The organism is Streptomyces sp. WM6372 (assembly GCF_001279655.1).
Lineage (GTDB): Bacteria > Actinomycetota > Actinomycetes > Streptomycetales > Streptomycetaceae > Streptomyces.
Genome location: NZ_LGDB01000036.1, coordinates 97509 through 119376, shown reverse-complemented (window position 1 = coordinate 119376; position 21868 = coordinate 97509). Strand labels below are relative to the sequence as shown.

Here is a 21868-nt window from a genome sequence, read left to right as displayed (position 1 = left end):
TGACGGGGTCGGCGGCCTCCCCCATTTTCAGGCCTGGCGCCCCCGTCGTCAGGCCCGGCGCCCCGTCGTCAGGCCCGGCGCGAACGGGCCTTGAACGCCGCCTTGCGGGCCTCCTTGGCGGCCTTCTTGTCCGGGTGCATCCGGCCCATCGCCTCCAGCACGTACGCCGTCGCCGGGTGGTCCACCCGCCAGACCTGGTCGAAGAACCCCGCGTGGTGCTCGGTCAGCGACCGCATCAGCAGCGGCAGTTCCGCCGTCTCCCCGTCCGCCGCGAGCTGCGCCGCGATCGTGTCGACGGTCAGCCAGAACACCATCGTCCCGTCCGGCGCCGGTACGTCGGCCGCCCCGCGCTCGGAGAGCCAGACCCGGGCGAGCCCGCCGAGCTCCGGGTCGTCCAGCACCGCGCGGACCGCCCGCTCGGCTTCCGGACCGGCCGGGGCGAGGGCCTGCTGGCAGCGCAGCCGGCGCAGCGGGCCGCCCTCGTCGGCGCCCCGGGCGGCGGCCAGCAGTTCGGCGACGGCGTCGGGCAGTTCGCGGCCGGCCAGCCACTGCTCGATCTCGGCCTGGGCCGCGCCCTCGGGGTATCCGGAGACCGCGTCGAGCAGGGCGTCCGCGCCCTTGTCGGCCAGTTCGCCGACGGCGGGGGCGGTGACCCCGGCCTCCAGCATGCGGGCGCGGATCCCGTACAGGCCGAGCGGGGTCAGCCGTACCAGCCCGTACCGGGAGACGTCCTCGTCGTCGGCCTCGCCGGCGGCCGAACCGGCCGCGGAGCCGGCCGCGGCGAACTCCTCGTCGTCCGCCTCCGCCATCAGCGCCTCGTCCACGGGCCGGAACTCGACGAGCCCGATCGGCTCCAGCTGCCGGAACTGGTCGTCGAGGCGCATCATCGCGTCCGAGACCTGCTCCAGCACGGCGTCGGTCGGCTCGCCCATGTCCTCGGGGATGACCATCGAAGCGGCGAGCACCGGCAGCGGAATCGGCCCGTCCGAGGCCCCGTGCCCGGAGACGGTGAGCAGGTAGAGGTTGGCGAGGACCCCGTCGAGGAAGTCCGCCTCGCGGCTCGGGTTCCAGTCCAGCCGGTCGAAGTCGATCTCGCCGCCCGCGTCCAACGCGTCGACGAGGTCGTCCAGATCGGGCACGGCCGCGTCCGCCAGCACGGTGTCCAGTGCCGCCAGCCACAGGCCGAGCACCTCGCCGGGCGCGCCGCCGGTCACCAGGGCCAGGTCCTCGCCGGGTACGGCGGTGCCCGACTCCTCGTCGCCGTCCTCGGCGTCGCCGTCGCCGCCGTCCGGGTCGGCCACGTCGACGAGGCCGGTGTCCACGGCCACCCGCCAGGCCTGGCTCGCGAGCATCGGGCCGTCCTCGTCGGCGGCGTCGAAGCCCAGCGCGGCGGCGGCCTCGGGCAGCTGCGCGGCGGCGAGTTCGCCGCCGGCGTCCACGCGGGTGTGCGGCCCCGCCCAGCGGGCCAGCCGTACGGCGCGGGCGAACAGCGGGGCGACGAGGGCGTCGCGGGCCAGTTCCGCATCGGAGGGCAGCCGTACCGGCGGCAGCGTGGGGTGCGGCTCTGCGGACATGGGGAGGTCTCCTCGCGAACGCGGTGGGGCGATGGGGCACGGCCCCGCGGGACGGTGGTGCGACTGCCCCGGGGCGCTGGTCGGGCCGCCGCGGGGCGGCCGTCCGGCGCACCAGCGTAGACGCATATCGGGCGCGCCCGGGGGGCCATCTCCTTTGGTTCATCCCACAGTCAGCTTCCGTATCCCCTGGAGACCTTGACAACTTCCCTGGTCACACAGGAAATTGACGCGCGTAGATATATGGGGACCTCCGGGATTCCTGCGGATCGCCTGCGGCCCGGCCGCTCTGCCTCCGCACATATCCCGCCAAACACACGCAACACCCCTCTCGCTTTCGTCTTCCACACACCGGAGTTCTTGACCATGCGCTCCTCGCATCCCCGTTCCGCCGCCGTCTCGGCACTCGTCGCCACCGCCCTGGCCACCGGCCTGCTGGCGGGCACCGCCGACGCGGCCGAAGGCACCGCGTCCGCCGATCCGATACGCATCCACGACATCCAGGGCACCACCCGCATATCGCCGCTCAACGGCAAGCAGGTCGCCGATGTCACCGGCATCGTGACGGGCGTGCGCACGTACGGCTCGCGCGGCTTCTGGATGCAGGACCCGGACGCCGACGACAACGACGCGACCAGCGAGGGCGTCTTCGTCTTCACCAGCTCCGTCCCGACCGTCGCCGTCGGCGACGCGGTCAAGGTCTCCGGCCTGGTCGGCGAGTACGTCCCCGGCGGCGTCTCCTCCGGCAACCAGTCGGTCACCCAGATCTCCAAGCCGGTCGTGACCGTGGTCTCCTCGGGCAACGCGCTGCCCGAGGCCACCGCGATCAACGAGTACAACGTGCCCGCCGAGTACGCCCCGGCGGGCGACCCGGCCGCCGCCGGCAGCATCAACGGCCTGGCCTTGGAGCCCTCGCGCTACGCCCTGGACTTCTACGAGTCCCTCGAGGGCATGAACGTGAAGATCGGCACCTCGCGGGTGGTCGGCGCCACCGACCCGCACGCGGAGCTGTGGGTCACGGTGAAGGGCTGGGAGAACACCGCCAAGCGCGGCGGAACGCTCTACGGTTCGTACGAGGCCCAGAACACCGGCCGCCTGCAGATCCAGCAGCTGGCGCCCCTCGCGCAGCAGCCCTTCCCGGTGGCCAACGTCGGCGACAAGCTGACCGGCACCACCGAGGGCCCGCTGGACTTCAACCAGTTCGGCGGCTACACCCTGGTGGCCCGCACCCTCGGCACCGTCAAGGCGGGCACCCTCGCCCCCGAGAAGACCAAGGCGCAGGCGGCGAACGAGCTCGCGGTGGCCACGTACAACGTGGAGAACCTCGACCCGAGCGACCCGCAGGAGAAGTTCGACAACCTGGCGAAGGCCGTCGTCGCGAACCTCGCCTCGCCCGACATCCTGGCCCTGGAGGAGATCCAGGACGACAACGGCGCCAAGAACGACGGCACGGTGTCCGCGGAGCAGACGCTGACGAAGTTCACGGCGGCGATCGCGGCGGCCGGCGGCCCGGCGTACCAGTGGCGCACCGTCAACCCCGACAACAACAAGGACGGTGGCGAGCCCGGCGGCAACATCCGCCAGGTGTTCCTGTTCAACCCGGCCCGCGTCTCCTTCACGGACCGCGCGGCGGGCGACTCGGTGACCGCGACCGGCGTGACGCAGGTGGACGGCAAGGCCGCCCTGACCCACTCCCCCGGCCGGATCGACCCCGCGAACCCGGCGTGGGCCGACAGCCGCAAGCCGCTGGCCGGCGAGTTCGTCTTCAAGGGCAAGACGGTCTTCGTGATCGCCAACCACTTCGGCTCCAAGGGCGGCGACGAGGGCCTGACCTCGGTCCACCAGCCGCCGGTGCGCTCCTCGGAGGCCAAGCGGCTGCTCCAGGCGCAGGCCGTGAACGGCTTCGTCAAGCAGCTTCTGGCGGCCGACAAGCACGCGAGCGTCCTCGCCGTCGGCGACATCAACGACTTCGAGTTCTCGGCGACCACGCAGGCGCTGGAGGACGGCGGAGCGCTGTACTCGGCGATCAAGTCGCTGCCGAAGGCGGAGCGCTACTCGTACGTGTACCAGGGCAACGCGCAGGTGCTGGACCAGATCCTGACCAGCCCGGCGGTCAAGAACTTCACGTACGACAGCGTGCACATCAACGCGGAGTTCTCGGCGCAGAACAGCGACCACGACCCGCAGGTGCTGCGCTTCCGCCCGTAACCGCGGTGCGCTCTTGAGCGGCAGGGCCCCGGACGCCGTCGTGCCCGGGGGCCCTGCGACACTTCCGGCCATGATCTTCCGTATCGCCACCCGTGAGGACCTGCCCGTCGTACTGGCCCTGCTGGCGGACGCCGGCGAGGAGCGGGCCGAGGTCGGCGAGGCTCACGAGCGGGCGTTCGCCGCGATCGAGGCGGACGCCCGCAACGAGATGCTGGTCCTCTGCGAGCCCGGGCCGGGCGGCGCGGTGGTCGGCTGCCTCCAGCTGACGTACGTCCCGGGCCTCGGCCAGGGCGGGCGGGAGCGGGCGCTGGTGGAGGCGGTACGGATCCGGCCGGACCGGAGGGGCGACGGGCTCGGCGCGGAGCTGATGCGGTTGGCGGTGGAGCGGGCGCGCGGGCGCGGCTGCGGTCTGGTCCAGCTGACCAGCAACAAGCGGCGGGCGGACGCCCACCGGTTCTACGAACGCCTGGGCTTCGCGCGCAGCCACGAGGGGTTCAAGCTCAGCCTGGCGGCGCACTGAGCGCGAGCGCCGGAGGACACCTGGGGAGAAGTCGGGACTTTCGCCCCTGGCGTGACGCTCGCCACATCATGACCCATTCGACCCGGGTTGTGGTGTTGAGTGGCCCCACGCTCGCCCATGTCCCCCCGTATCCCCCGGAGGACCGCGTGTTCCCCACTATCTCCCTCGTCCAGGAAATCGGCCTGGCCGTCCTGATCGTGGCCGCCCTCGCGTGGGTGCTCGGCCTCGGGCACATGCTGTGGGACGCCCGCTTCCACCACCCGGAGCCGGGCGCGTACGAGGGGGTCGCGGTCATCCCTGCCCAGCGCAGCGCCGCCACGCACCCGATGGAGTCGGTCGAGCTGACCGAGGCGGAGGAAGAAGCCTTCGCCGGCCTGATCCGCACCATCCCCCTCCGCTGAACTCCCGCGTCCCCCCGCGCTCGGGGCGGGAGGGCGTTCCGGAGCCGGAGATGCGCGACGCCCTCACCGCCCCTGCCGGGGTGATGAGGGCGTCGTGGCCATTACCGGGGCCGCCGGGGCCCGCGGGCGTCAGTTGTGGGAGTGGAGGACCTCGTTCAGGCCGCCCCAGACCGCGTTGTTCGGGCGGGCTTCGACCGTGCCCGTGACCGAGTTGCGGCGGAAGAGGATGTTGCCGGCGCCCGAGAGCTCCAGGGCCTTGACGATCTGGCCGTCCGGGAGGGTGACGCGGGTGCCCGCGGTCACGTACAGCCCGGCCTCGACGATGCACTCGTCGCCCAGCGCGATGCCCACGCCCGCCTCGGCGCCGATCAGGCAGCGCTCGCCGATCGAGATGATCTGCTTGCCGCCGCCCGAGAGGGTGCCCATCGTCGACGCGCCGCCGCCGATGTCGGAGCCGTCGCCGACCACGACGCCCGCCGAGATGCGGCCCTCGATCATGGAGGTGCCGAGGGTGCCGGCGTTGAAGTTGACGAAGCCCTCGTGCATGACGGTGGTGCCCTCGGCGAGGTGCGCGCCCAGGCGGACCCGGTCCGCGTCGGCGATGCGCACGCCCTTGGGGGCGACGTAGTCCGTCATCCGCGGGAACTTGTCGATCGAGGTGACCTGGAGGTACAGGCCCTCGGCGCGCGCGTTCAGCCGTACGGCCTCCACCTGGTCCACGGCGACCGGGCCCAGCGAGGTCCAGGCGACGTTGGCCAGCAGCCCGAAGACGCCCTCCAGGCTCTGGCCGTGCGGCTTGACCAGGCGGTGGCTGAGCAGGTGCAGGCGCAGGTACGCGTCGTGCGCGTCGAGCGGCTTGTCCTCCAGGGAGGAGATCACGGTACGGACGGCTACGACCTCGACGTCGCGGACCGCGTCCAGGCGGATCGCCTTGGCCGCGGCGGCCCCCAGGAGCTGCACGGCCTGGTCGGCGGTGAGGCGCTCGGTGCCGGCCGGGCCGGGCTCGGCGACCAGCTCGGGGGCGGGGAACCAGGTGTCGAGGACGGTGCCGTCGGAGGCGATGGTGGCAAGTCCGGCGGCGACGGCGCCGGTGGTACGCGTAGCAGTCATGCCCGAAACCTAACCGGCGACGGCCCGAGGTCGCGAACCGGTCTCATGTGCCGGTCGCGCCGCGTGTCGCTCCCCGGCCGCCCCGGCGCGCCGCGCCTCGCGCCGTGACACGTACAGCACCGCCCCGCCCGCGCCCGCCGCCAGCGCCGCGCACAGCGGCCACAGCAGCCCGGGCGCGGCCGCGTACAGGGCTCCGCCCAGCGGCGGCCCGAGGACGACGCCGCTGACCGAGACCCCCGCGTACAGGCTCTGGAACCGCCCGATGGCGTGCTCGGGCGCCCGGTCGGCGACGTAGGCGGTGGCGGTGGTCTTGTACAGGATCTCCCCGAGGCTGAGCAGCACCATCATCACCACGACACTGGCGACCCCCACCCCGGCCAGCAGCGCCGCGTACCCGGCCCCGACGAGCACGATCCCGGTGCCGATGACGGGCAGCGGCGGCCGGGCGCGCAGGGCGACGGCGGCCGGGAGCTCCAGCAGCAGGATGACGCCCCCGTTGAGGGCGATCACGAAGCCGAAGGCCCGGGTGTCGAGCCCGTGGTCGGCGAGGAAGACGGGGAAGGCGGCGTACTGCTGGCGGTAGACGAGGTCGGTCACCAGGATCGCGCCGAGCAGGACGAGTACGGCGGGCCTGGCCCGCAGCTCCTCCCACACCCCGCGGCCCAGACCCCCGTCCGGGGCCGCGGCGGCGGGGCGGGAGGCGCTGCGGGAGGCCCCGCGGGCCGGGACGACCCGCGCGGTCCAGAGGGCGAAGAAGAGGGTCCCGAGGCCGTCGGCGACGAAGAGCCAGTCGTACGAGAGACCGGTCGCGAGCAGGGCTCCCAGCGGCGGGCCCAGGGTGAAGCCGCCGTTGGAGACGCAGCGGACGACGGCGAAGGCCTGTCGGCGGGCCCCCTCGGGGACGGTGACGGCGACCAGCGCGGAGTTGGCGGCCCGGACCACGCCGGAGGCGTACTGGGCCAGCGGCAGGGCCGCGTAGAGCCCGGCGGTGGACAGCAGCGGGAAGGACATCAGGGCGAGGCCGCCGGCGGTGGAGGCGGCCAACAGCACGCGGCGGTGGCCGAAGCGGTCCCCGTACCAGCCGCCGGTGAAGTTCCCGGCGACGAGGCCGACGCCGCCGATGCCAGTGACCAGGCCCGCCTGGGCGGCGCCGAGGCCGCGCGGGCCGGTCAGGTACAGGAAGACGAAGACGAAGGTGAAGCTGACGACGGCGTTGACGAACACCCCGGCCGCCAGCAGCCACACCACGCGCGGCACGTCCTTGAACCCCTGCACCATGCCCGCGCCGAGGCCGCCGCCGTCACCCCTGCCCGCACCGCCGCCCGCGCCCCTGCCCCTGCCCCTGCCTGCACCCATGCCCGCCCACTCCCCCGAATCGCAGTAAGTTCCTTTTGGGAACGGACTATGGCAGCATGACAGCCTTGGGTCAACGGACAAAGGAGTGCCCATGGCCCAGCGCACGCACCTCGACGACGCGGACTGCGCCATCGCCCAGGCCCTCGACGTGGTGGGCGACTGGTGGACGCTGCTGATCGTGCGCGACGCCGCGCGCGGCGTGCACCGCTTCGACGCGTTCCAGCGCGAGCTGGGGGCGTCCCGGAAGGTGCTGGCCGAGCGGCTGAAACTGCTGGTCGAAGCCGGGGTGCTGACGCGCGAGCCGTACCAGGAACGCCCGGTGCGGCACGAGTACCGGCTGACCCCGCGCGGGCGGGGGCTGCTGCCGGTCCTGGTGGCCCTCCAGGACTGGGGAGACGCCTGGGTCCTGGGGGAAGGCGAGATGACGGCGACGACGGAGGAGTCCTCGCGGGAGGCGGAACGGGTGCACGCGCTGCGCGGCACGCGGCTGCCGGAGCTGGTGCTGCCGGACCGGTTCGGGGAGGTGCGGGATCCGGTGGCGGACACGCCCTTCACGGTCCTGTACTGCTTCCCCGGCGCGTACGCCCGGGCCGAGTCCTACCCGCCGGGGTGGGCGGGGATCCCGGGGGCCAGGGGCTGCACGTTCGAGTCGTGTACGTACCGGGACCAGCTGGCGGAGTTCACGGCGGCCGGGGCGACGGTACACGGGGTGTCGACCCAGCGGCCGGACGAGCAGCGGGAGTTCGCGGAGGCGGAGGGGCTGCGGTTCCCGCTGCTCTCGGACGCCGAGCTGTCGCTGACGGCGGCACTGCGGCTGCCGACGTTCCGGGCCGCGGGGGTGAGCCGGCTGAAGCGGTTGACGCTGGTGGTGGACCGGGAACGCGTGGTGCGCGAGGTGTTCTACCCGATCCGGGACATCGAGGCCGGCGTCGCGGCGGCGCTGACCGCCGTCCGCGACGCCGGCCCGGGGCCGGGCCCGGGGCCGGGCCCAGGAGCAGGCCCGGGCGTCAGTTCAGCGTGAACCAGGCAGCGCGGGACTTCTTCCATTCCGCGTGCGTCAGGTCCTTGGCCTCGGTGCCGTCCCCGTACAGGTCGGCCGAGCCGCTGTCCGTGATCAGCTGGACCCGCGCGCCCGGCACCGACAGGTCCGGTACGTCCACGATGGCCTCCCAGCCGCCCGGGTCCGTCGTCGGCAGGTCGGCCCGCTTGACCGGGGCGTGGCCGGCGACGCCGTCCCACTGGTAGAGCGCGTACGGGTCCGAGTTGTCGTCCGCGGCCCAGGAGCCGGCCAGGATCAGGTACTGGTTCGCCGCGTTCTTGCGGATGTCGCGGACGGCGAGGCCGCCGAGGTCGAGCTCGATGCCCGCCCCGAAGGTGGCCTTGGAGCCGCTGGAGAGCACCTTGTCGAAGTTGGTCACCGGCACGACCAGCGCCTTGCCGCCGGGCACCGCCGGGGCCAGCGGGGCCCGGAAGCCCAGGTAGGCGGTGGTGGTCGAGCCCGGCGCGAACTCCAGCCCCTCCACGTTGAAGCCGTCGATCTGCTTGGGCACCTCGCCGGCGGCCGTCCCGGCCGCGAAGCCGTAGCGGTTCCCGTTCGCCTTGTCCCAGGCCACCAGGTCGTCGCGGAGCTTCTGGTACGAGCGCCCGTACGCGAGCTGCGTACCCGCTCCGGAGCCGCTGACGGTGGTGGTGAACACCGTGTTCCGGGGCGCCTTGTACTCGCCGTCCTTGTTGTTGCCGAGCGAGCCCGTCCAGTAGATGGTGTTCCCGACCAGGGTCGCCCCCTCGATGTCCACTTCCTTGGTCACGCCGAGCTGCGAGCTGAAGTCCCAGGTGCGGACCGGGGCGGCCGAGCGGGAACGGTCGTACAGGCGCAGCACGTTGCTCTCGTCATCGGCGACGACGGTGTAGCCGCCGCCGACGTCCACGGCGGCCGAGGAGTCGGAGGCGCCGGTGAAGTACCGGGCGTCGGCCGGGTTCTGCACGGCGGAGGAGACGGCGTACGACAGGGTCTTGGTGGCGCTCTTGCCGCCCAGCCCCGTCACCTTGACGGTGAGGTTGGTGTAGCCGCGGCCGCGCGCCGCGACGGCCAGCTGGCGCACCGCCCCGGTCCCGGTGACGGTCACGTCGCCGGTCCCGGCGACCGAGGCCTTGCTCGACGCGGACGCGCTGACCGTCAGCGCGGACACGTCGGCGCCGCTCTGCCCCACGGTCACGTCGACCACCGGGTCCCCGACCGCGCCGACCGCGCCGGACAGGTACGCCGCGGACAGGCTGATGGTCGGCGTCCCGTACGTCACCGCCTGGGCCGGAGCCACCGTGACCGTCCCGGCGACGACCAGCGCCGCGATCCCTGCGATACCAAGCTGCTTCTTCATCGGTGTCCCGTCCCCATGGGTCGAGCCGGGCGCGAACCGCGTCACGCCGTGACGGCCGTCGAGCAGGTTCGGCCACCGTGGCCAACTTCCGGTGCACGTCAATCGTCCGCCGGACGAACACGGAGGGCCTCCCGGGAGCGCCCGGAGCACGCGAAGGGCCCCCGGCGCAGTGCCGGGGGCCCTTCGTGGAGCGGGTGGCTCAGACGTTGAAGCCGAGCGCGCGCAGCTGCTCGCGGCCGTCGTCCGTGATCTTGTCCGGGCCCCACGGCGGCATCCAGACCCAGTTGATCCGGAGCTCGTTCACGATGCCGTCCGTCGCCGACTTCGCCTGGTCCTCGATGACGTCCGTCAGCGGGCAGGCCGCCGAGGTCAGCGTCATGTCGAGGGTGGCGATGTTCGCGTCGTCGATGTGGATGCCGTAGATCAGGCCCAGGTTGACGACGTCGATGCCCAGCTCGGGGTCGACCACGTCGTAGAGGGCCTCGCGGACCTCCTCCTCGGTGGCGGGCTTGATCGACGCCTCGGGGGGCGTCGCGTTCTCGGTCATGCCGTCTTCCTCTCCGCGCCGTCGCCCAGTGCCTGGGCGGTCGCGTCCTTCCAGGCCATCCAGCTCAGCAGGGCACACTTCACGCGAGCCGGGTACTTGGAGACGCCGACGAACGCGACCGCGTCCTCCAGCACCTCCTCCATGGCCTCGTCGGGCTCGATCTTGCCCTTCGACTGCATCATCTCCAGGAACACGCCCTGGATCTTCTGCGCCTCGGCCAGCTCCTTGCCGACGAGCAGCTCGTTCAGCACGGACGCGCTGGCCTGGCTGATGGAGCAGCCCTGGCCCTCGTACGAGACGTCGGTGAGCGTCTCGCCGTCGTACTTCACGCGCAGCGTGATCTCGTCGCCGCACGTCGGGTTGACGTGGTGCACCTCGGCGTCGCCGTCGCGCAGGCCACGCCCGTGCGGGTGCTTGTAGTGGTCCAGGATCAGTTCCTGGTACATCGAATCCAGCTTCACTGCGTCGTCCTCGTCGCCCTCGTCAGCCGAAGAAGTTCCGTACGTGCTCCAGCCCGTCGATCAGCGCGTCGACATCGGCCGGAGAGGAGTACAGGTAGAAAGACGCTCGCGTGGTCGCGGGAATTCCGTAGCGCAGGCAGACCGGGCGGGCGCAGTGGTGTCCCACGCGGACCGCGATGCCCTGCTCGTCCAGGACCTGGCCTACGTCGTGGGGGTGGATGTCACCGAGCGTGAAGGAGATCGCGGCGCCGCGGTCCTCGGCCGTGGTGGGGCCGATGATCCGCAGGTCGGGGACCTCCAGGAGGCGCTTCACCGCGTACTCGGTGATCGCGTGCTCGTGCGCGGCGATCTTGTCCATGCCGATCGCGGTGAGGTAGTCCACGGCCGCGCCGAGGCCGACGGCCTGGGCGATCGGGGGCGTACCCGCCTCGAACTTGTGGGGCGCCGGGGCGTACGTCGAGGCGTGCATCGACACGGTCTCGATCATCTCGCCGCCGCCGAGGAACGGAGGCAGGTCCTCCAGGAGCTCCTGGCGGCCCCAGAGCACGCCGATGCCGGTCGGGCCGCACATCTTGTGGCCGGTGAAGGCCACGAAGTCGGCGCCGAGCGCCTGGACGTCCAGCGGCATGTGCGGAGCGGCCTGCGAGGCGTCGATCAGCACCAGCGCGCCGACCTCCTGCGCGCGCCGGACGATCGCCTCGACCGGGTTGATCGTGCCCATGATGTTGGAGACCAGCGTGAAGGAGACGATCTTCGTCTTCTCCGTGATGACCTCTTCGATGTTGGACAGGTCGAGCCGGCCGTCGTCGGTGAGGCCGAACCACTTCAGCTTCGCGCCGGTGCGCTGCGAGAGCAGCTGCCACGGGACGATGTTGGAGTGGTGCTCCATCTCCGTGATGGCGATCTCGGTCTCGCGGTCGACCCGGTAGGGCTCGTCCGCCCAGCCGAGCATGTTGGCGACCAGGTTGAGCGACTCCGAGGCGTTCTTGGTGAAGATCACCTCGTCGCGGCTCGGCGCGTTGATGAAGGCGGCGACCTTGTCGCGGGCGCCCTCGTACAGCGCCGTGGCCTCCTCGGCGAGCACGTGCACGCCGCGGTGGACGTTGGCGTTGTGCTGCTCGTAGTACTCGTTCAGCGCGTCGAGCACCTGGCGCGGCTTCTGCGAAGTCGCCGCGTTGTCCAGGTAAACGATCTTCTTCCCGTCGTGGACCACACGATCCAGAAGGGGGAAGTCCTTGCGGATCGCCTCGATGTCGAGGAGGCCAGGCAGCTGTGTCACGCGGTCGCGCCACCCTTCACGTACTTGTCGTAGCCCTCGGCCTCCAGCTGGTCCGCCAGCTCGGCGCCACCGGACTCGGCGATGCGGCCGTTCGCGAACACGTGCACGAAGTCGGGCTTGATGTAGCGCAGGATGCGCGTGTAGTGGGTGATCAGCAGGGTGCCGACCTCACCGGTCTCGCGGACGCGGTTGACGCCCTCGGAGACGATGCGCAGGGCGTCGACGTCGAGGCCGGAGTCGGTCTCGTCGAGGATCGCGATCTTCGGCTTGAGGAGCTCCAGCTGGAGGATCTCGTGGCGCTTCTTCTCACCGCCGGAGAAGCCCTCGTTGACGTTGCGCTCGGCGAAGGCCGGGTCCATCTGGAGCTGCTCCATCGCGGACTTGACCTCCTTCACCCAGGTACGCAGCTTCGGGGCCTCGCCGCGGATGGCGGTGGCCGACGTGCGCAGGAAGTTGGAGACCGAGACGCCGGGGACCTCGACCGGGTACTGCATGGCGAGGAAGACGCCGGCGCGGGCGCGCTCGTCGACGGACATCTCCAGGACGTCTTCGCCGTCGAGGGTCACGGTGCCGCTGGTGATGGTGTACTTCGGGTGACCGGCGAGCGAGTAGGCCAGCGTCGACTTGCCGGAGCCGTTCGGACCCATGATGGCGTGCGTCTCGCCGGCCTTGACGGTGAGGTCGACACCCTTGAGGATCTCGCGGGCGCCACTCGCCGAGTCACCGGTCTCGACGGAGACGTGCAGGTCGTGGATTTCAAGCGTTGCCATGGATACCTCAGGACTCCTGGGTGAGGGAGACGAGCACGTCGCCCCCTTCGATCTTTACGGGGTATACGGGAACCGGGCGGGTCGCGGGCAGACCGGACGGCTTGCCGGTGCGCAGGTCGAACGAGGACCCGTGCAGCCAGCACTCGATCATGCAGTCCTCGACCTCGCCCTCCGAGAGCGAGACGTTCGCGTGCGAGCAGATGTCGTTGATCGCGAACACCTCCCCCTCGGTGGAGACGATGGACACCGGCGTGCCGTCGAGTTCCACCCGCTTCGGGGTGTTCTCCTCCAGCTCGCTCAGCGCGCAGGCCTTGACGTAGGTCATCAGACGGACGCCTCGAGCTCGGTCTCGATCTTGGCGAGCAGGCGCTCCTCGATGTCCGGGACACCGATCTGCTGGACGAGCTCGGCGAAGAAGCCGCGCACGACCAGGCGCCGGGCCTCGTCGGCCGGGATGCCGCGGGCCTGGAGGTAGAAGAGCTGCTCGTCGTCGAAGCGGCCGGTCGCGGAGGCGTGGCCGGCCCCGACGATCTCGCCGGTCTCGATCTCCAGGTTCGGCACCGAGTCGACCCGCGCGCCGTCCGTCAGGACGAGGTTGCGGTTCATCTCGTAGGTGTCGGTGCCCTCGGCGCTCTTCTCGATGAGGACGTCGCCGATCCAGACGGCGTGGGCGCCCTCGCCCTGGAGCGCGCCCTTGTAGACCACGTGCGACTTGCAGTGCGGGGCGTCGTGCGTGACCAGGAGGCGGTGCTCCTGGTGCTGGTCGGCGTCCGTGAAGTACAGGCCGAGGAGCTCGGCCTCACCGCCGGGGCCCGCGTAGCTGATCCGCGGGTGCAGGCGCACGACGTCGCCGCCGAAGGTGACCACGATCGACTTGAAGGTCGCGTCGCGGCCGACCAGCGTGTTGTGCTGGGAGCAGTGGACGGCGGTGTCGTCCCAGTCCTGCACGGAGACGACGGTGAGCTTGGCGCCGTCGCCGACGAGGAAGTCGACGTTGGCGGCGCGCACGCCGTCACCGGTGTGGTCGATGACGATGACGGCCTCGGCGAAGGCCTGGACGTCGAAGACGGTGTGCCCGAAGGTCGTGCCGCCCTCGCCGTGCAGCGAGACGCGCACCGGCTCGGTCAGGACGGCCTCCTTGGGCACGGTGACGACCGTGGCCTTGGCGAAGGACGTGAACGCCTGGGCGGCGATCCGGTCCACCGGGGTGCCGGCCTTGCCGATGCGCGCGTCGTCGCGCTCCACCGACTCGACGGTGACGCCCTCGGGCGCGTCGATCTGGGCCTTCATCGTGCCGTTGGCGACCGCGGTGCCGTCGTGCAGACCACGCAGGCGCGCCAGCGGGGTGAACCGCCACTCCTCCTCGCGGCCGTGGGGGACGGGGAAGTCCGCCACGTCGAAGGACGGGGGTGCGCTCATCCGGGTGGCGACGGTGGACTCGGCGGCCACCGCGATCGCGCCGGCGGTGGTCGAACCCGCCGGAATGTTCTGAGCCTCAGCCATGGCTGTCGTCTTGCTCGCTCTCGTGTCTACGTCTAAAGAATGTGCTGCGGGAAGGGCGGTCGGCCGGGATTAACCGACCGAGCCCTCCATCTGCAGCTCGATCAGCCGGTTGAGCTCCAGCGCGTACTCCATGGGCAGCTCGCGCGCGATGGGCTCGACGAAGCCGCGCACGATCATGGCCATGGCCTCGAACTCCGTCAGACCGCGGCTCATCAGGTAGAAGAGCTGGTCCTCGGAGACCTTGGAGACGGTGGCCTCGTGGCCCATGGAGACGTCGTCCTCGCGGACGTCCACGTACGGGTACGTGTCCGAGCGGGAGATCGTGTCGACCAGGAGCGCGTCGCAGAGCACGTTCGACTTGGAGCCGTGGGCGCCCTCGCCGATCTCGACCAGACCGCGGTACGAGGTGCGGCCGCCGCCTCGCGCCACCGACTTGGAGACGATGTTCGAGGAGGTGTTCGGCGCCATGTGGACCATCTTGGAGCCGGCGTCCTGGTGCTGGCCCTCGCCCGCGAAGGCGATGGACAGGGTCTCGCCCTTGGCGTGCTCGCCCATCAGGTAGACGGCCGGGTACTTCATGGTGACCTTGGAACCGATGTTGCCGTCGATCCACTCCATGGTCGCGCCCTCGTACGCCACGGCGCGCTTGGTGACCAGGTTGTAGACGTTGTTCGACCAGTTCTGGATCGTCGTGTAGCGGCAGCGGCCGCCCTTCTTCACGATGATCTCGACCACGGCGCTGTGCAGCGAGTCCGAGGAGTAGATCGGGGCGGTGCAGCCCTCGACGTAGTGGACGTACGCGTCCTCGTCGACGATGATCAGCGTCCGCTCGAACTGGCCCATGTTCTCCGTGTTGATGCGGAAGTAGGCCTGGAGCGGGATGTCGACCTTGACGCCCTTGGGCACGTAGATGAACGAGCCGCCCGACCACACGGCGGTGTTCAGCGACGCGAACTTGTTGTCGCCGACCGGGATGACCGTGCCGAAGTACTCCTGGAAGAGCTCCGGGTGCTCCTTGAGCGCGGTGTCCGTGTCGAGGAAGATGACGCCCTGCTCCTCCAGGTCCTCGCGGATCTGGTGGTAGACGACCTCGGACTCGTACTGGGCCGCGACACCGGCGACGAGGCGCTGCTTCTCCGCCTCCGGGATGCCGAGCTTGTCGTACGTGCTCTTGATGTCCTCGGGCAGGTCCTCCCACGAAGCGGCCTGCTTCTCGGTGGAGCGCACGAAGTACTTGATGTTGTCGAAGTCGATGCCGGAGAGGTCGGAGCCCCAGGTCGGCATGGGCTTCTTGTCGAAGAGCTTCAGGCCCTTGAGGCGGAGCTTCAGCATCCACTCGGGCTCGTTCTTCTTCGCCGAGATGTCCCGGACGACGTCCTCGGACAGGCCACGCTTCGCAGCGGCGCCGGCCGCGTCGGAGTCGGCCCAGCCGTATTCGTAGGTGCCCAGGCCATCGAGCTCAGGGTGAGCAGTCTCCGTGGTCATGCGGGGTTCCTCCCGGCCGTGCTTGCAGATGCTGATGTGTCGTTCTGGGTGGTGCCCGCGCCTCGCGGGATGAAAGTGGTGCACACCCCGTCGCCGTGGGCGATCGTGGCGAGGCGCTGCACGTGCGTCCCGAGCAGGCGGGAGAAGACCTCGGTCTCCGCCTCGCAGAGCTGCGGGAACTGCTCGGCGACATGGGCGACCGGGCAGTGGTGCTGGCAGAGCTGTTCACCGCTGTGCGGACCGGGAGCGCTCTTCGCCGTAGCAGCGTACCCGTCCGCGGTCAACGCCTTGGCAAGGGCCTCGGTGCGTTCCGCGGGGGCGGCGGCGTCCAGGCTCTCCCGGTAGGTCTCGGCCTGTGCGTCCATGCGCGCCCTGGCGAAGGCGGCGACGGCCGCCTCTCCCTGCTCGCCCCCGCCGGCGGCCTGCGCGATCCAGCGCAGTGCGTCCGCGGCGAGCGAGTCGTAGGACTGGTCGAACGCGTCGCGGCCGCAGTCGGTGAGCGCGAAGACCTTGGCGGGCCGGCCCCGGGTGCGCGCACCGTAGACGCGCTGCTCACGGGGCTCGACCACGTCGTCGGCGACGAGCGTGTCGAGGTGGCGGCGGACGGCGGCCTGGGTGAGGCCGAGACGCGCTGCGAGGTCGGCGACGGTCGAGGGACCGTGGTCCAGGATGGAGCGCGCGACCCGGTTGCGGGTTGACCGCTCCCCGGTAGCGAGTTCCCCCTGGGGGGTCTCGATCATCCGTTCGCCGTATTTCACAACGCCATTGTTGCGTAATTAGTCCAGCCCCGACAAGCCGTGACGGACGCCACCCCTGGTGGCCTCTATCACTAAGGGTTACCTAATTTATCTACGCAGAGTTAAGCGGACGGCATTGCTCCGCGTCCGTGCCGAGCCTTTCGGTGCGCCGGTGCACGGCTCCCACCAGCGATCCCTCACCCACGGCGGTCCCCGGGCACTGCACACTCCGAAGGGCAGAAAAGATCACCGAAACCGACTGGTCCATCAAGGACACGCATCCGAAAAAGTCATCGGTACGCACGTCCGAAACCCCTCCACCCCGGGATCCGGGACCGTTTCCGGGGCTCCGTAGACTCACCCGCATGAGCAATGACCCCGCCGTGGAGATCCGCGGACTGGTGAAGCGGTACGGGCCCAAAACAGCGGTGGACGGTCTCGACCTCACCGTCCGCAAGGCCTCGGTCACCGCGGTCCTCGGCCCCAACGGCGCGGGCAAGACCACCACCGTGGAGACCTGCGAGGGCTACCTCCGCCCCGACGCCGGCACCGTCCGCGTCCTCGGTCTCGACCCGGTCGCCCAGGCCGGGGCGCTGCGCCCGCGGATCGGTGTGATGCTCCAGTCCGGCGGGGTCTACTCCGGCGCCCGCGCCGTCGAGATGCTGCGCCACATGGCCAAGCTGTACGCCCGCCCCCTCGACGTGGACGTCCTGGTCGAGCGGCTCGGGCTGGGCGGCTGCGGCCGTACCGCCTACCGCCGTCTCTCCGGCGGCCAGCAGCAGCGCCTGGCCCTGGCCATGGCCGTGGTCGGCCGCCCCGAGCTGGTCTTCCTGGACGAGCCGACCGCCGGGCTCGACCCGCAGGCCCGCCGGGCGACCTGGGACCTCGTACGGGAACTGCGCGCCGACGGGGTCTGCGTCGTCCTCACCACCCACCACATGGACGAGGCCGAGCAGCTCGCGGACGAGGTCGCCATCGTCGACGCCGGCCGGGTCATCGCCCACGGCAGCCCCGAGCAGCTGTGCCGCGGCGGCGCCGAGAACACCCTGCGCTTCACCGGCCGGCCGGCCCTCGACCTCGGCTCGCTGCTCAAGGCGCTGCCCGACGGCACCGAGGCCGCCGAGCTCACCGCGGGCGTCTACCGGGTCACCGGCGCCGTGGACCCGCAGCTGCTGGCCACCGTCGCCTCCTGGTGCGCCCAGAACGGGGTGATGCCGAACAGCCTCTCGGTGGAGCGGCACAGCCTCGAAGACGTCTTCCTGGAACTCACGGGCAAGGAGCTGCGCGCATGAGCGCCGGTACGTTCACCCCCGCCCCGGGGGCCGCGCCCGCGTCCCGCATGATCCTGGCGCAGACCGCGCTGGAGACCCGGATGCTGCTGCGCAACGGGGAGCAGCTGCTGCTGACCGTGATCATCCCGGCGCTGCTGCTGGTGCTGTTCTCCGCCGTCGACATCGTCACCGTGCCCCTGGAAGCGGGGGGCGCCGAGAAGCGGGTCGACTTCCTCGCCCCCGGCATCCTGGCGCTGGCCGTGATGTCCACCGCCTTCACCGGGCAGGCCATCGCCACCGGCTTCGACCGCCGCTACGGGGTGCTCAAGCGGCTCGGCGCCTCGCCGCTGCCGCGCTGGGCGCTGATGACCGCCAAGACGCTGTCCGTACTGGTCACCGAGGTGCTCCAGATCGCGCTGCTGACGGCGATCGCCCTCGCGCTGGGCTGGGCCCCGCACGGCAACCCGCTCGCGGTCGCCGCGCTCGTCCTGCTGGGCACCGCCGCCTTCTCCGGGCTCGGCCTGCTGATGGCGGGCACCCTCAAGGCCGAGGCCACGCTGGCCGCCGCCAACCTGGTGTTCCTGCTGCTGCTGGTCGGCGGCGGGGTGATCGTGCCGATGGAGAAGTTCCCCGGATCCGTGCAGTCCGCTCTGGGGCTGCTGCCGATCTCGGCGCTCTCCGACGGGCTGCGCGAGGTGCTCCGGCACGGCGCCGGGCTGCCGTGGGGGGACGTGGCCGTGCTCGCCGCCTGGGCCGTCCTGGGACTCGGCGCCGCCGCGAAGCTGTTCCGCTGGGAGTGAATCCCTTCCCCCGGACGTTGGCCTGGCAGGAGGATGGGCGCCGCCCCGAGGGGGCGGTGCACACCAGGACGCCGGGGGGCGGCAATGGCGCAGCGGGAAGACGTTCTACGGCTGGACGCGCAATGGGCGCGGATCCGGTCGGGGGCCGCACGGGCGGCGCCGGCCGAGGCCGAGGCGCTGCTGACGGAGCTGATCGGCGCGCTGCGCGAACCGGCGCGGACCGATCCGGAGTGTGCAGCGCGGCTCGGTCTGCGCCTGGGCGACCTGGCGGCCCGCCGGTTCGCGGGCGGTGACCGGGCGGGTGCCCTCTCGGCCGTGGAGGAGGGGCTGCGGCATGCGCAGCAGGCGGCCGGGCACGCCCCGGAGTACGCCCGCTGGTACGCCCGGGGCCTGATCAACCAGGGGGTCTGGCTGTCCTGGCCGCTGAGCGACAAGGTGCGGCTGCCCCGCTACCCGCTGGGCCCGGAGGCCGAGTCCGGCCCGAGCGCGATGGAGCGGGCGGCGGGCGAGCGCGCCCTGGACCTGACCCGGGCGGCGGTCGAGGTGTGGGCGGGCCTGGACCAGCGGGATCCGGTCAACCGGCGCGGCCTCGCGCAGGCCAAGGTGTTCCTCGGGGACCGTCTCGCGGAGCTGGGCTCCGCCGAGGAGGCGGTGGCCTGGGCGGTGGACGCGGAGGGCGGTTTCCGCCGGCTGCTGCTCGCGGCCCCCGGTGCGGAGGAGGCCCAGGAGGCGGAGGAGGCCCTCGACCACATCGGCCGCCAGCTCGAACTGCGGCTGCGCTTCCTGTCCTTCGCCTCCCTGGTGAGCCTGCGCGCGCGGGGCCTGCTGCCCGAACCACTGCTGCCCCAGGCCGTGGTGGCGGCCCGCATCCAGGGCGTGGCCGAGCCCGAGATCGCCGCCCGCCTGCACCTCGGCGCCGAACAGGTGCGCACGATGCTGGAGGTCACGCCCTGGCTCGCGGTGTGGCGCTTCGAGGTGCGCGGTCCTGACGGACTGTGGAACGTACAGGAACATCCATGGCACAGCGGAACAGAAGTGAGGAACAGGACAGCAGAGGACATAGGCGCCGAATTGATACGCGGGTTCGCGGCGTCCACCGACTACCCCGGGGACGGCATCCCTTGGCGCGTCCACGTCTGGTGGCACGAGGAAGGCGACCCCGCGGGAGCCCGGTTCCGCAGGGCCGTCGCGCCGGACGCGGCGCCGGGCGGGCCCGCGGACACCCCCTCGTGAAAGTTTGCACAAGGCTCCGCGTACGATAAGGGCCGTGTTGACCCCTCTCGCTTACCTCGCCAACCGCTGGACCCCGTCACCCCGGATCGTCCGGCGGGCCGCCCTCGCCGCGCTCGTCATGAGCGTGCTCATCGTCGTCACCGGCGGCGCGGTACGGCTGACCGGCTCCGGTCTCGGCTGCGACACCTGGCCCAAGTGCACGGACGACAGCCTGATCGTGACCCAGGAGCAGGGCTTCCACGGGGCCATCGAGTTCGGCAACCGCATGCTGACGTACGTGCTCTGCGCGGCCGTTGGCTGGTGCATCGTCGCGGCCCGCTCGGCCAAGCCGTGGCGCCGGTCGCTGACGAAACTCGGCTGGCTCCAGTTCTTCATCGTGATGGGCAACGCGGTCCTCGGCGGCATCACCGTCCTGACGGGGCTCAACCCGTACAGCGTGGCCGGGCACTTCCTGCTCGCCACCTCGCTGATCACGGTCACCACGGTCACCTGGCAGCGCACCCGCGAGGGCGACACCGCTCCCCGGCCGCGCGTTCCCGGCCCGGTGCGCAAGCTCTCCTGGGCCCTGATCGCGACCACCCTGGTGCTGATCGCGGCGGGCACCGTGGTCACCGGTTCCGGTCCGCACGCGGGCGACCGCAGCGAGATCAAGCGCATGCCGTTCGACTGGGCGGCCACCGCCCACGTCCACGCGGTCTCGGCCTGGGTGGTGTGCGCGCTCGCCGTGGCCATGTGGCTGGTGCTGCGCGTGGTCGACGCGCCGGTCGACACCCGGGCCCGCGCCCGTGACCTGCTGATCGTGCTGCTCGCGCAGGGCGGCATCGGCTACGTCCAGTACTTCACCCACGTGCCCGAGGCCCTGGTCGCCGCCCACATGCTCGGCTCCTGCCTGGTGTGGATCGCCGTGCTCCGCGTGGCGCTCAGCCTGCGGGAGCGGCCCGCGACGCAGGCGGAGATCCCGGCGCAGGCCGACCCGCAGCTCTCCGCCGTCTGAGCCGCCGGGGGCCCGCCCCCGCGTCGCTCACCCGCGCTCGTCCAGCCGGTAGACGCGGCGGGCATTGCCCGCCGCGACCATGGCGGCCACCCGTTCGGCATCCCGCCAGGACCAGGCGCCCTCGCCGACCCAGCCGCCCAGCACCCGGCCCAGCGCCTCCCGGAACACCAGGGCGCCCACCGCGTGCAGCTCGGGCAGCCGGCGCCCGCCGCTGGAGAACAGCAGCTTGCCGAACGGGGCCAGCTCCAGCACCTCGGCCAGCACTCCCGCCGCCCGCGCGCCGCTCTGCCCGAGCGCCGCGCCCAGATCGGCGTGGACGTGCGGGAAGGCCGCCGCCAGCTGGGCGGCGTGCCGGTGGTACGGGTATCCGCCGAGCAGCACCAGCCGGGTCCCGAGCCCCGCGGTGGCCCGCACGAACTCCGTCAGCAGCGCCGGATCGGCCCGCTCCGGCCGCTGTCCCGGCTCCCCCGCGCCCGCCCCGGTGTGCAGCTGGATCGGCAGTCCGGTCGCCACCGCGCTCCACAGCAGGTGCCGCAGGAGTACGGGGTCCCGTACGGGCCCGCCCTTGGGGCGCCGGGCCAGCCACCGGCCGGCCGCCCCCCGCACCTCCCCCGGACCGGGCGGCTCGGGGTCCCGCCCGAGCACCGCGGGGTACCCCGCGTCCGCACCGCAGGTGAAGGCCACGGCCGCCGCGGCGGCGTGGTGGACGGCCTCGGCGAGGTTGGCGAGGAAGGCCGGGACCGTGCCGGAGGTGTCGCCGACCTGCTCGGCCAGCAGCTCCAGCCGTACGACCTCGAAGGCGTCGGCGTCCCCCGCGAGCGCCAGCTCCTTGGGGACGGTGAGGTCGCCGGGCACTCCCGTGTCGACCAGATAGGCGGCGACGCCCGAGCCCCGCAGCAGCCTGCGCCCGGACTCGACCACGCCCAGCTCGCGCCGCCGGGCCAGATAGCGGGCGGGGGCGCAGTGCGGCTCCAGCCCGAGCAGCGGCGGGCACCAGCGGCGCACCGCGAAGCCGGTCTGGGTGTCGAAGAAGGTGGTCCCGGCGGCGGGCGGGCCGGCCGAGCGGATCAGCTGGGCCTCGAAGGTGCCGAGGCCCAGCTCCGTGCGGAGCACTCCGTGGCAGTACTGGTCCACCAGGGGCGGCGTTTCGATCATCCGGGCATCCCGTTGCGGACGTGAGGAAGGGGCTTCCACACGTCCTAACGGGTGAGCGGGGTGTGAGGTGTTGCTCGCGCTGTTGACCG

General features: G+C 71.9%; 21 protein-coding genes. 8 read left to right on the top strand and 13 right to left on the bottom strand.

Annotated features, from left to right (window positions below; genetic code table 11):
• Nucleotides 1-68: 68 nt before the first annotated feature.
• Nucleotides 69-1574, bottom strand: coding sequence for a hypothetical protein (locus ADK52_RS05595; protein ID WP_053688655.1), 1506 nt, complete (start codon nucleotides 1572-1574; stop codon nucleotides 69-71).
• A gap of 363 nt (nucleotides 1575-1937) precedes the next feature.
• Between ADK52_RS05595 and ADK52_RS05590 the strand changes: the two genes are divergently transcribed.
• The 3 genes from ADK52_RS05590 to ADK52_RS05580 all read left to right on the top strand — a co-directional run bounded on the left by ADK52_RS05590 (nucleotide 1938) and on the right by ADK52_RS05580 (nucleotide 4700).
• Nucleotides 1938-3779 (top strand): endonuclease/exonuclease/phosphatase family protein, encoded by a 1842-nt coding sequence (locus ADK52_RS05590; RefSeq protein ID WP_053688654.1) that lies wholly within the window; start codon nucleotides 1938-1940, stop codon nucleotides 3777-3779.
• Nucleotides 3780-3849: 70 nt separating this feature from the next.
• The gene (locus ADK52_RS05585; protein WP_053688653.1) at nucleotides 3850-4299 is read left to right on the top strand and encodes a GNAT family N-acetyltransferase; all 450 of its coding nucleotides are present in this window, start codon (nucleotides 3850-3852) and stop codon (nucleotides 4297-4299) included.
• Between the two features lie 146 nt (nucleotides 4300-4445).
• Nucleotides 4446-4700, top strand: a complete 255-nt coding sequence (locus ADK52_RS05580) for a hypothetical protein (RefSeq protein ID WP_053688671.1) — start codon at nucleotides 4446-4448, stop codon at nucleotides 4698-4700.
• Between the two features lie 129 nt (nucleotides 4701-4829).
• On the opposite strand, the gene dapD is transcribed toward ADK52_RS05580, so the two are convergent.
• Nucleotides 4830-5810: a 2,3,4,5-tetrahydropyridine-2,6-dicarboxylate N-succinyltransferase gene (gene dapD, locus ADK52_RS05575; RefSeq protein WP_053688652.1), complete on the bottom strand. Its 981-nt coding sequence runs from the start codon at nucleotides 5808-5810 to the stop codon at nucleotides 4830-4832.
• A 9-nt stretch (nucleotides 5811-5819) separates the two neighbouring features.
• A complete protein-coding gene (locus ADK52_RS05570; RefSeq protein ID WP_053688651.1) occupies nucleotides 5820-7088 on the bottom strand; it encodes an MFS transporter in 1269 nt (422 codons plus the stop codon).
• Nucleotides 7089-7257: 169 nt separating this feature from the next.
• Here ADK52_RS05570 and ADK52_RS05565 point away from each other — a divergent pair, with 169 nt between their 5' ends.
• Nucleotides 7258-8187 (top strand): winged helix-turn-helix transcriptional regulator, encoded by a 930-nt coding sequence (locus ADK52_RS05565; protein WP_053688650.1) that lies wholly within the window; start codon nucleotides 7258-7260, stop codon nucleotides 8185-8187.
• Here the strand turns inward: ADK52_RS05565 and ADK52_RS05560 are convergent.
• The 9 genes from ADK52_RS05560 to ADK52_RS05520 form a co-directional block, all read right to left on the bottom strand.
• Nucleotides 8174-9544: a DUF3616 domain-containing protein gene (locus ADK52_RS05560; protein WP_053688649.1), complete on the bottom strand. Its 1371-nt coding sequence runs from the start codon at nucleotides 9542-9544 to the stop codon at nucleotides 8174-8176. The genes ADK52_RS05565 and ADK52_RS05560 overlap by 14 nt on opposite strands.
• A 199-nt stretch (nucleotides 9545-9743) precedes the next feature.
• On the bottom strand, nucleotides 9744-10091 hold the full coding sequence (locus ADK52_RS05555; RefSeq protein WP_053688648.1) for a metal-sulfur cluster assembly factor: 348 nt from the start codon (nucleotides 10089-10091) through the stop codon (nucleotides 9744-9746).
• Nucleotides 10088-10552, bottom strand: coding sequence for a Fe-S cluster assembly sulfur transfer protein SufU (sufU, locus tag ADK52_RS05550; RefSeq protein ID WP_030858995.1), 465 nt, complete (start codon nucleotides 10550-10552; stop codon nucleotides 10088-10090). Before sufU ends, ADK52_RS05555 begins: the two co-directional genes overlap by 4 nt.
• 22 nt (nucleotides 10553-10574) lie before the next feature.
• The gene (locus ADK52_RS05545) at nucleotides 10575-11831 is read right to left on the bottom strand and encodes a cysteine desulfurase (protein ID WP_030858993.1); all 1257 of its coding nucleotides are present in this window, start codon (nucleotides 11829-11831) and stop codon (nucleotides 10575-10577) included.
• Nucleotides 11828-12601 (bottom strand): Fe-S cluster assembly ATPase SufC, encoded by a 774-nt coding sequence (gene sufC / locus ADK52_RS05540; protein WP_030160387.1) that lies wholly within the window; start codon nucleotides 12599-12601, stop codon nucleotides 11828-11830. Before sufC ends, ADK52_RS05545 begins: the two co-directional genes overlap by 4 nt.
• 7 nt (nucleotides 12602-12608) lie before the next feature.
• Nucleotides 12609-12926 carry a bifunctional 3-phenylpropionate/cinnamic acid dioxygenase ferredoxin subunit gene (locus ADK52_RS05535; RefSeq protein WP_030858990.1) on the bottom strand — a complete coding sequence of 106 codons (318 nt, stop codon included), beginning with the start codon at nucleotides 12924-12926 and terminating at the stop codon, nucleotides 12609-12611.
• On the bottom strand, nucleotides 12926-14104 hold the full coding sequence (gene sufD / locus ADK52_RS05530; RefSeq protein ID WP_053688647.1) for a Fe-S cluster assembly protein SufD: 1179 nt from the start codon (nucleotides 14102-14104) through the stop codon (nucleotides 12926-12928). Before sufD ends, ADK52_RS05535 begins: the two co-directional genes overlap by 1 nt.
• A 69-nt stretch (nucleotides 14105-14173) precedes the next feature.
• On the bottom strand, nucleotides 14174-15589 hold the full coding sequence (sufB, locus tag ADK52_RS05525) for a Fe-S cluster assembly protein SufB (protein ID WP_053688646.1): 1416 nt from the start codon (nucleotides 15587-15589) through the stop codon (nucleotides 14174-14176).
• Nucleotides 15586-16329 (bottom strand): helix-turn-helix transcriptional regulator, encoded by a 744-nt coding sequence (locus ADK52_RS05520; protein ID WP_030160379.1) that lies wholly within the window; start codon nucleotides 16327-16329, stop codon nucleotides 15586-15588. Before ADK52_RS05520 ends, sufB begins: the two co-directional genes overlap by 4 nt.
• 362 nt (nucleotides 16330-16691) lie before the next feature.
• On the opposite strand from ADK52_RS05520, the gene ADK52_RS05515 reads away from it, so the two are divergent.
• The 4 genes from ADK52_RS05515 (at nucleotide 16692) to ADK52_RS05500 (ending at nucleotide 20624) form a co-directional block, all read left to right on the top strand.
• Complete coding sequence (locus ADK52_RS05515) at nucleotides 16692-17618, top strand: ABC transporter ATP-binding protein (protein ID WP_053688645.1); 927 nt, start codon at nucleotides 16692-16694, stop codon at nucleotides 17616-17618.
• Nucleotides 17615-18397: an ABC transporter permease gene (locus ADK52_RS05510; protein WP_053688644.1), complete on the top strand. Its 783-nt coding sequence runs from the start codon at nucleotides 17615-17617 to the stop codon at nucleotides 18395-18397. Before ADK52_RS05515 ends, ADK52_RS05510 begins: the two co-directional genes overlap by 4 nt.
• Before the next feature lie 84 nt (nucleotides 18398-18481).
• Nucleotides 18482-19630: a hypothetical protein gene (locus tag ADK52_RS05505; protein ID WP_053688643.1), complete on the top strand. Its 1149-nt coding sequence runs from the start codon at nucleotides 18482-18484 to the stop codon at nucleotides 19628-19630.
• A 25-nt stretch (nucleotides 19631-19655) separates the two neighbouring features.
• Complete coding sequence (locus ADK52_RS05500; RefSeq protein ID WP_053688670.1) at nucleotides 19656-20624, top strand: COX15/CtaA family protein; 969 nt, start codon at nucleotides 19656-19658, stop codon at nucleotides 20622-20624.
• Nucleotides 20625-20651: 27 nt separating this feature from the next.
• Here ADK52_RS05500 and ADK52_RS05495 read toward each other — a convergent pair whose 3' ends face one another.
• Nucleotides 20652-21779 carry an amidohydrolase family protein gene (locus ADK52_RS05495; protein ID WP_053688642.1) on the bottom strand — a complete coding sequence of 376 codons (1128 nt, stop codon included), beginning with the start codon at nucleotides 21777-21779 and terminating at the stop codon, nucleotides 20652-20654.
• Nucleotides 21780-21868 lie beyond the last annotated feature (89 nt).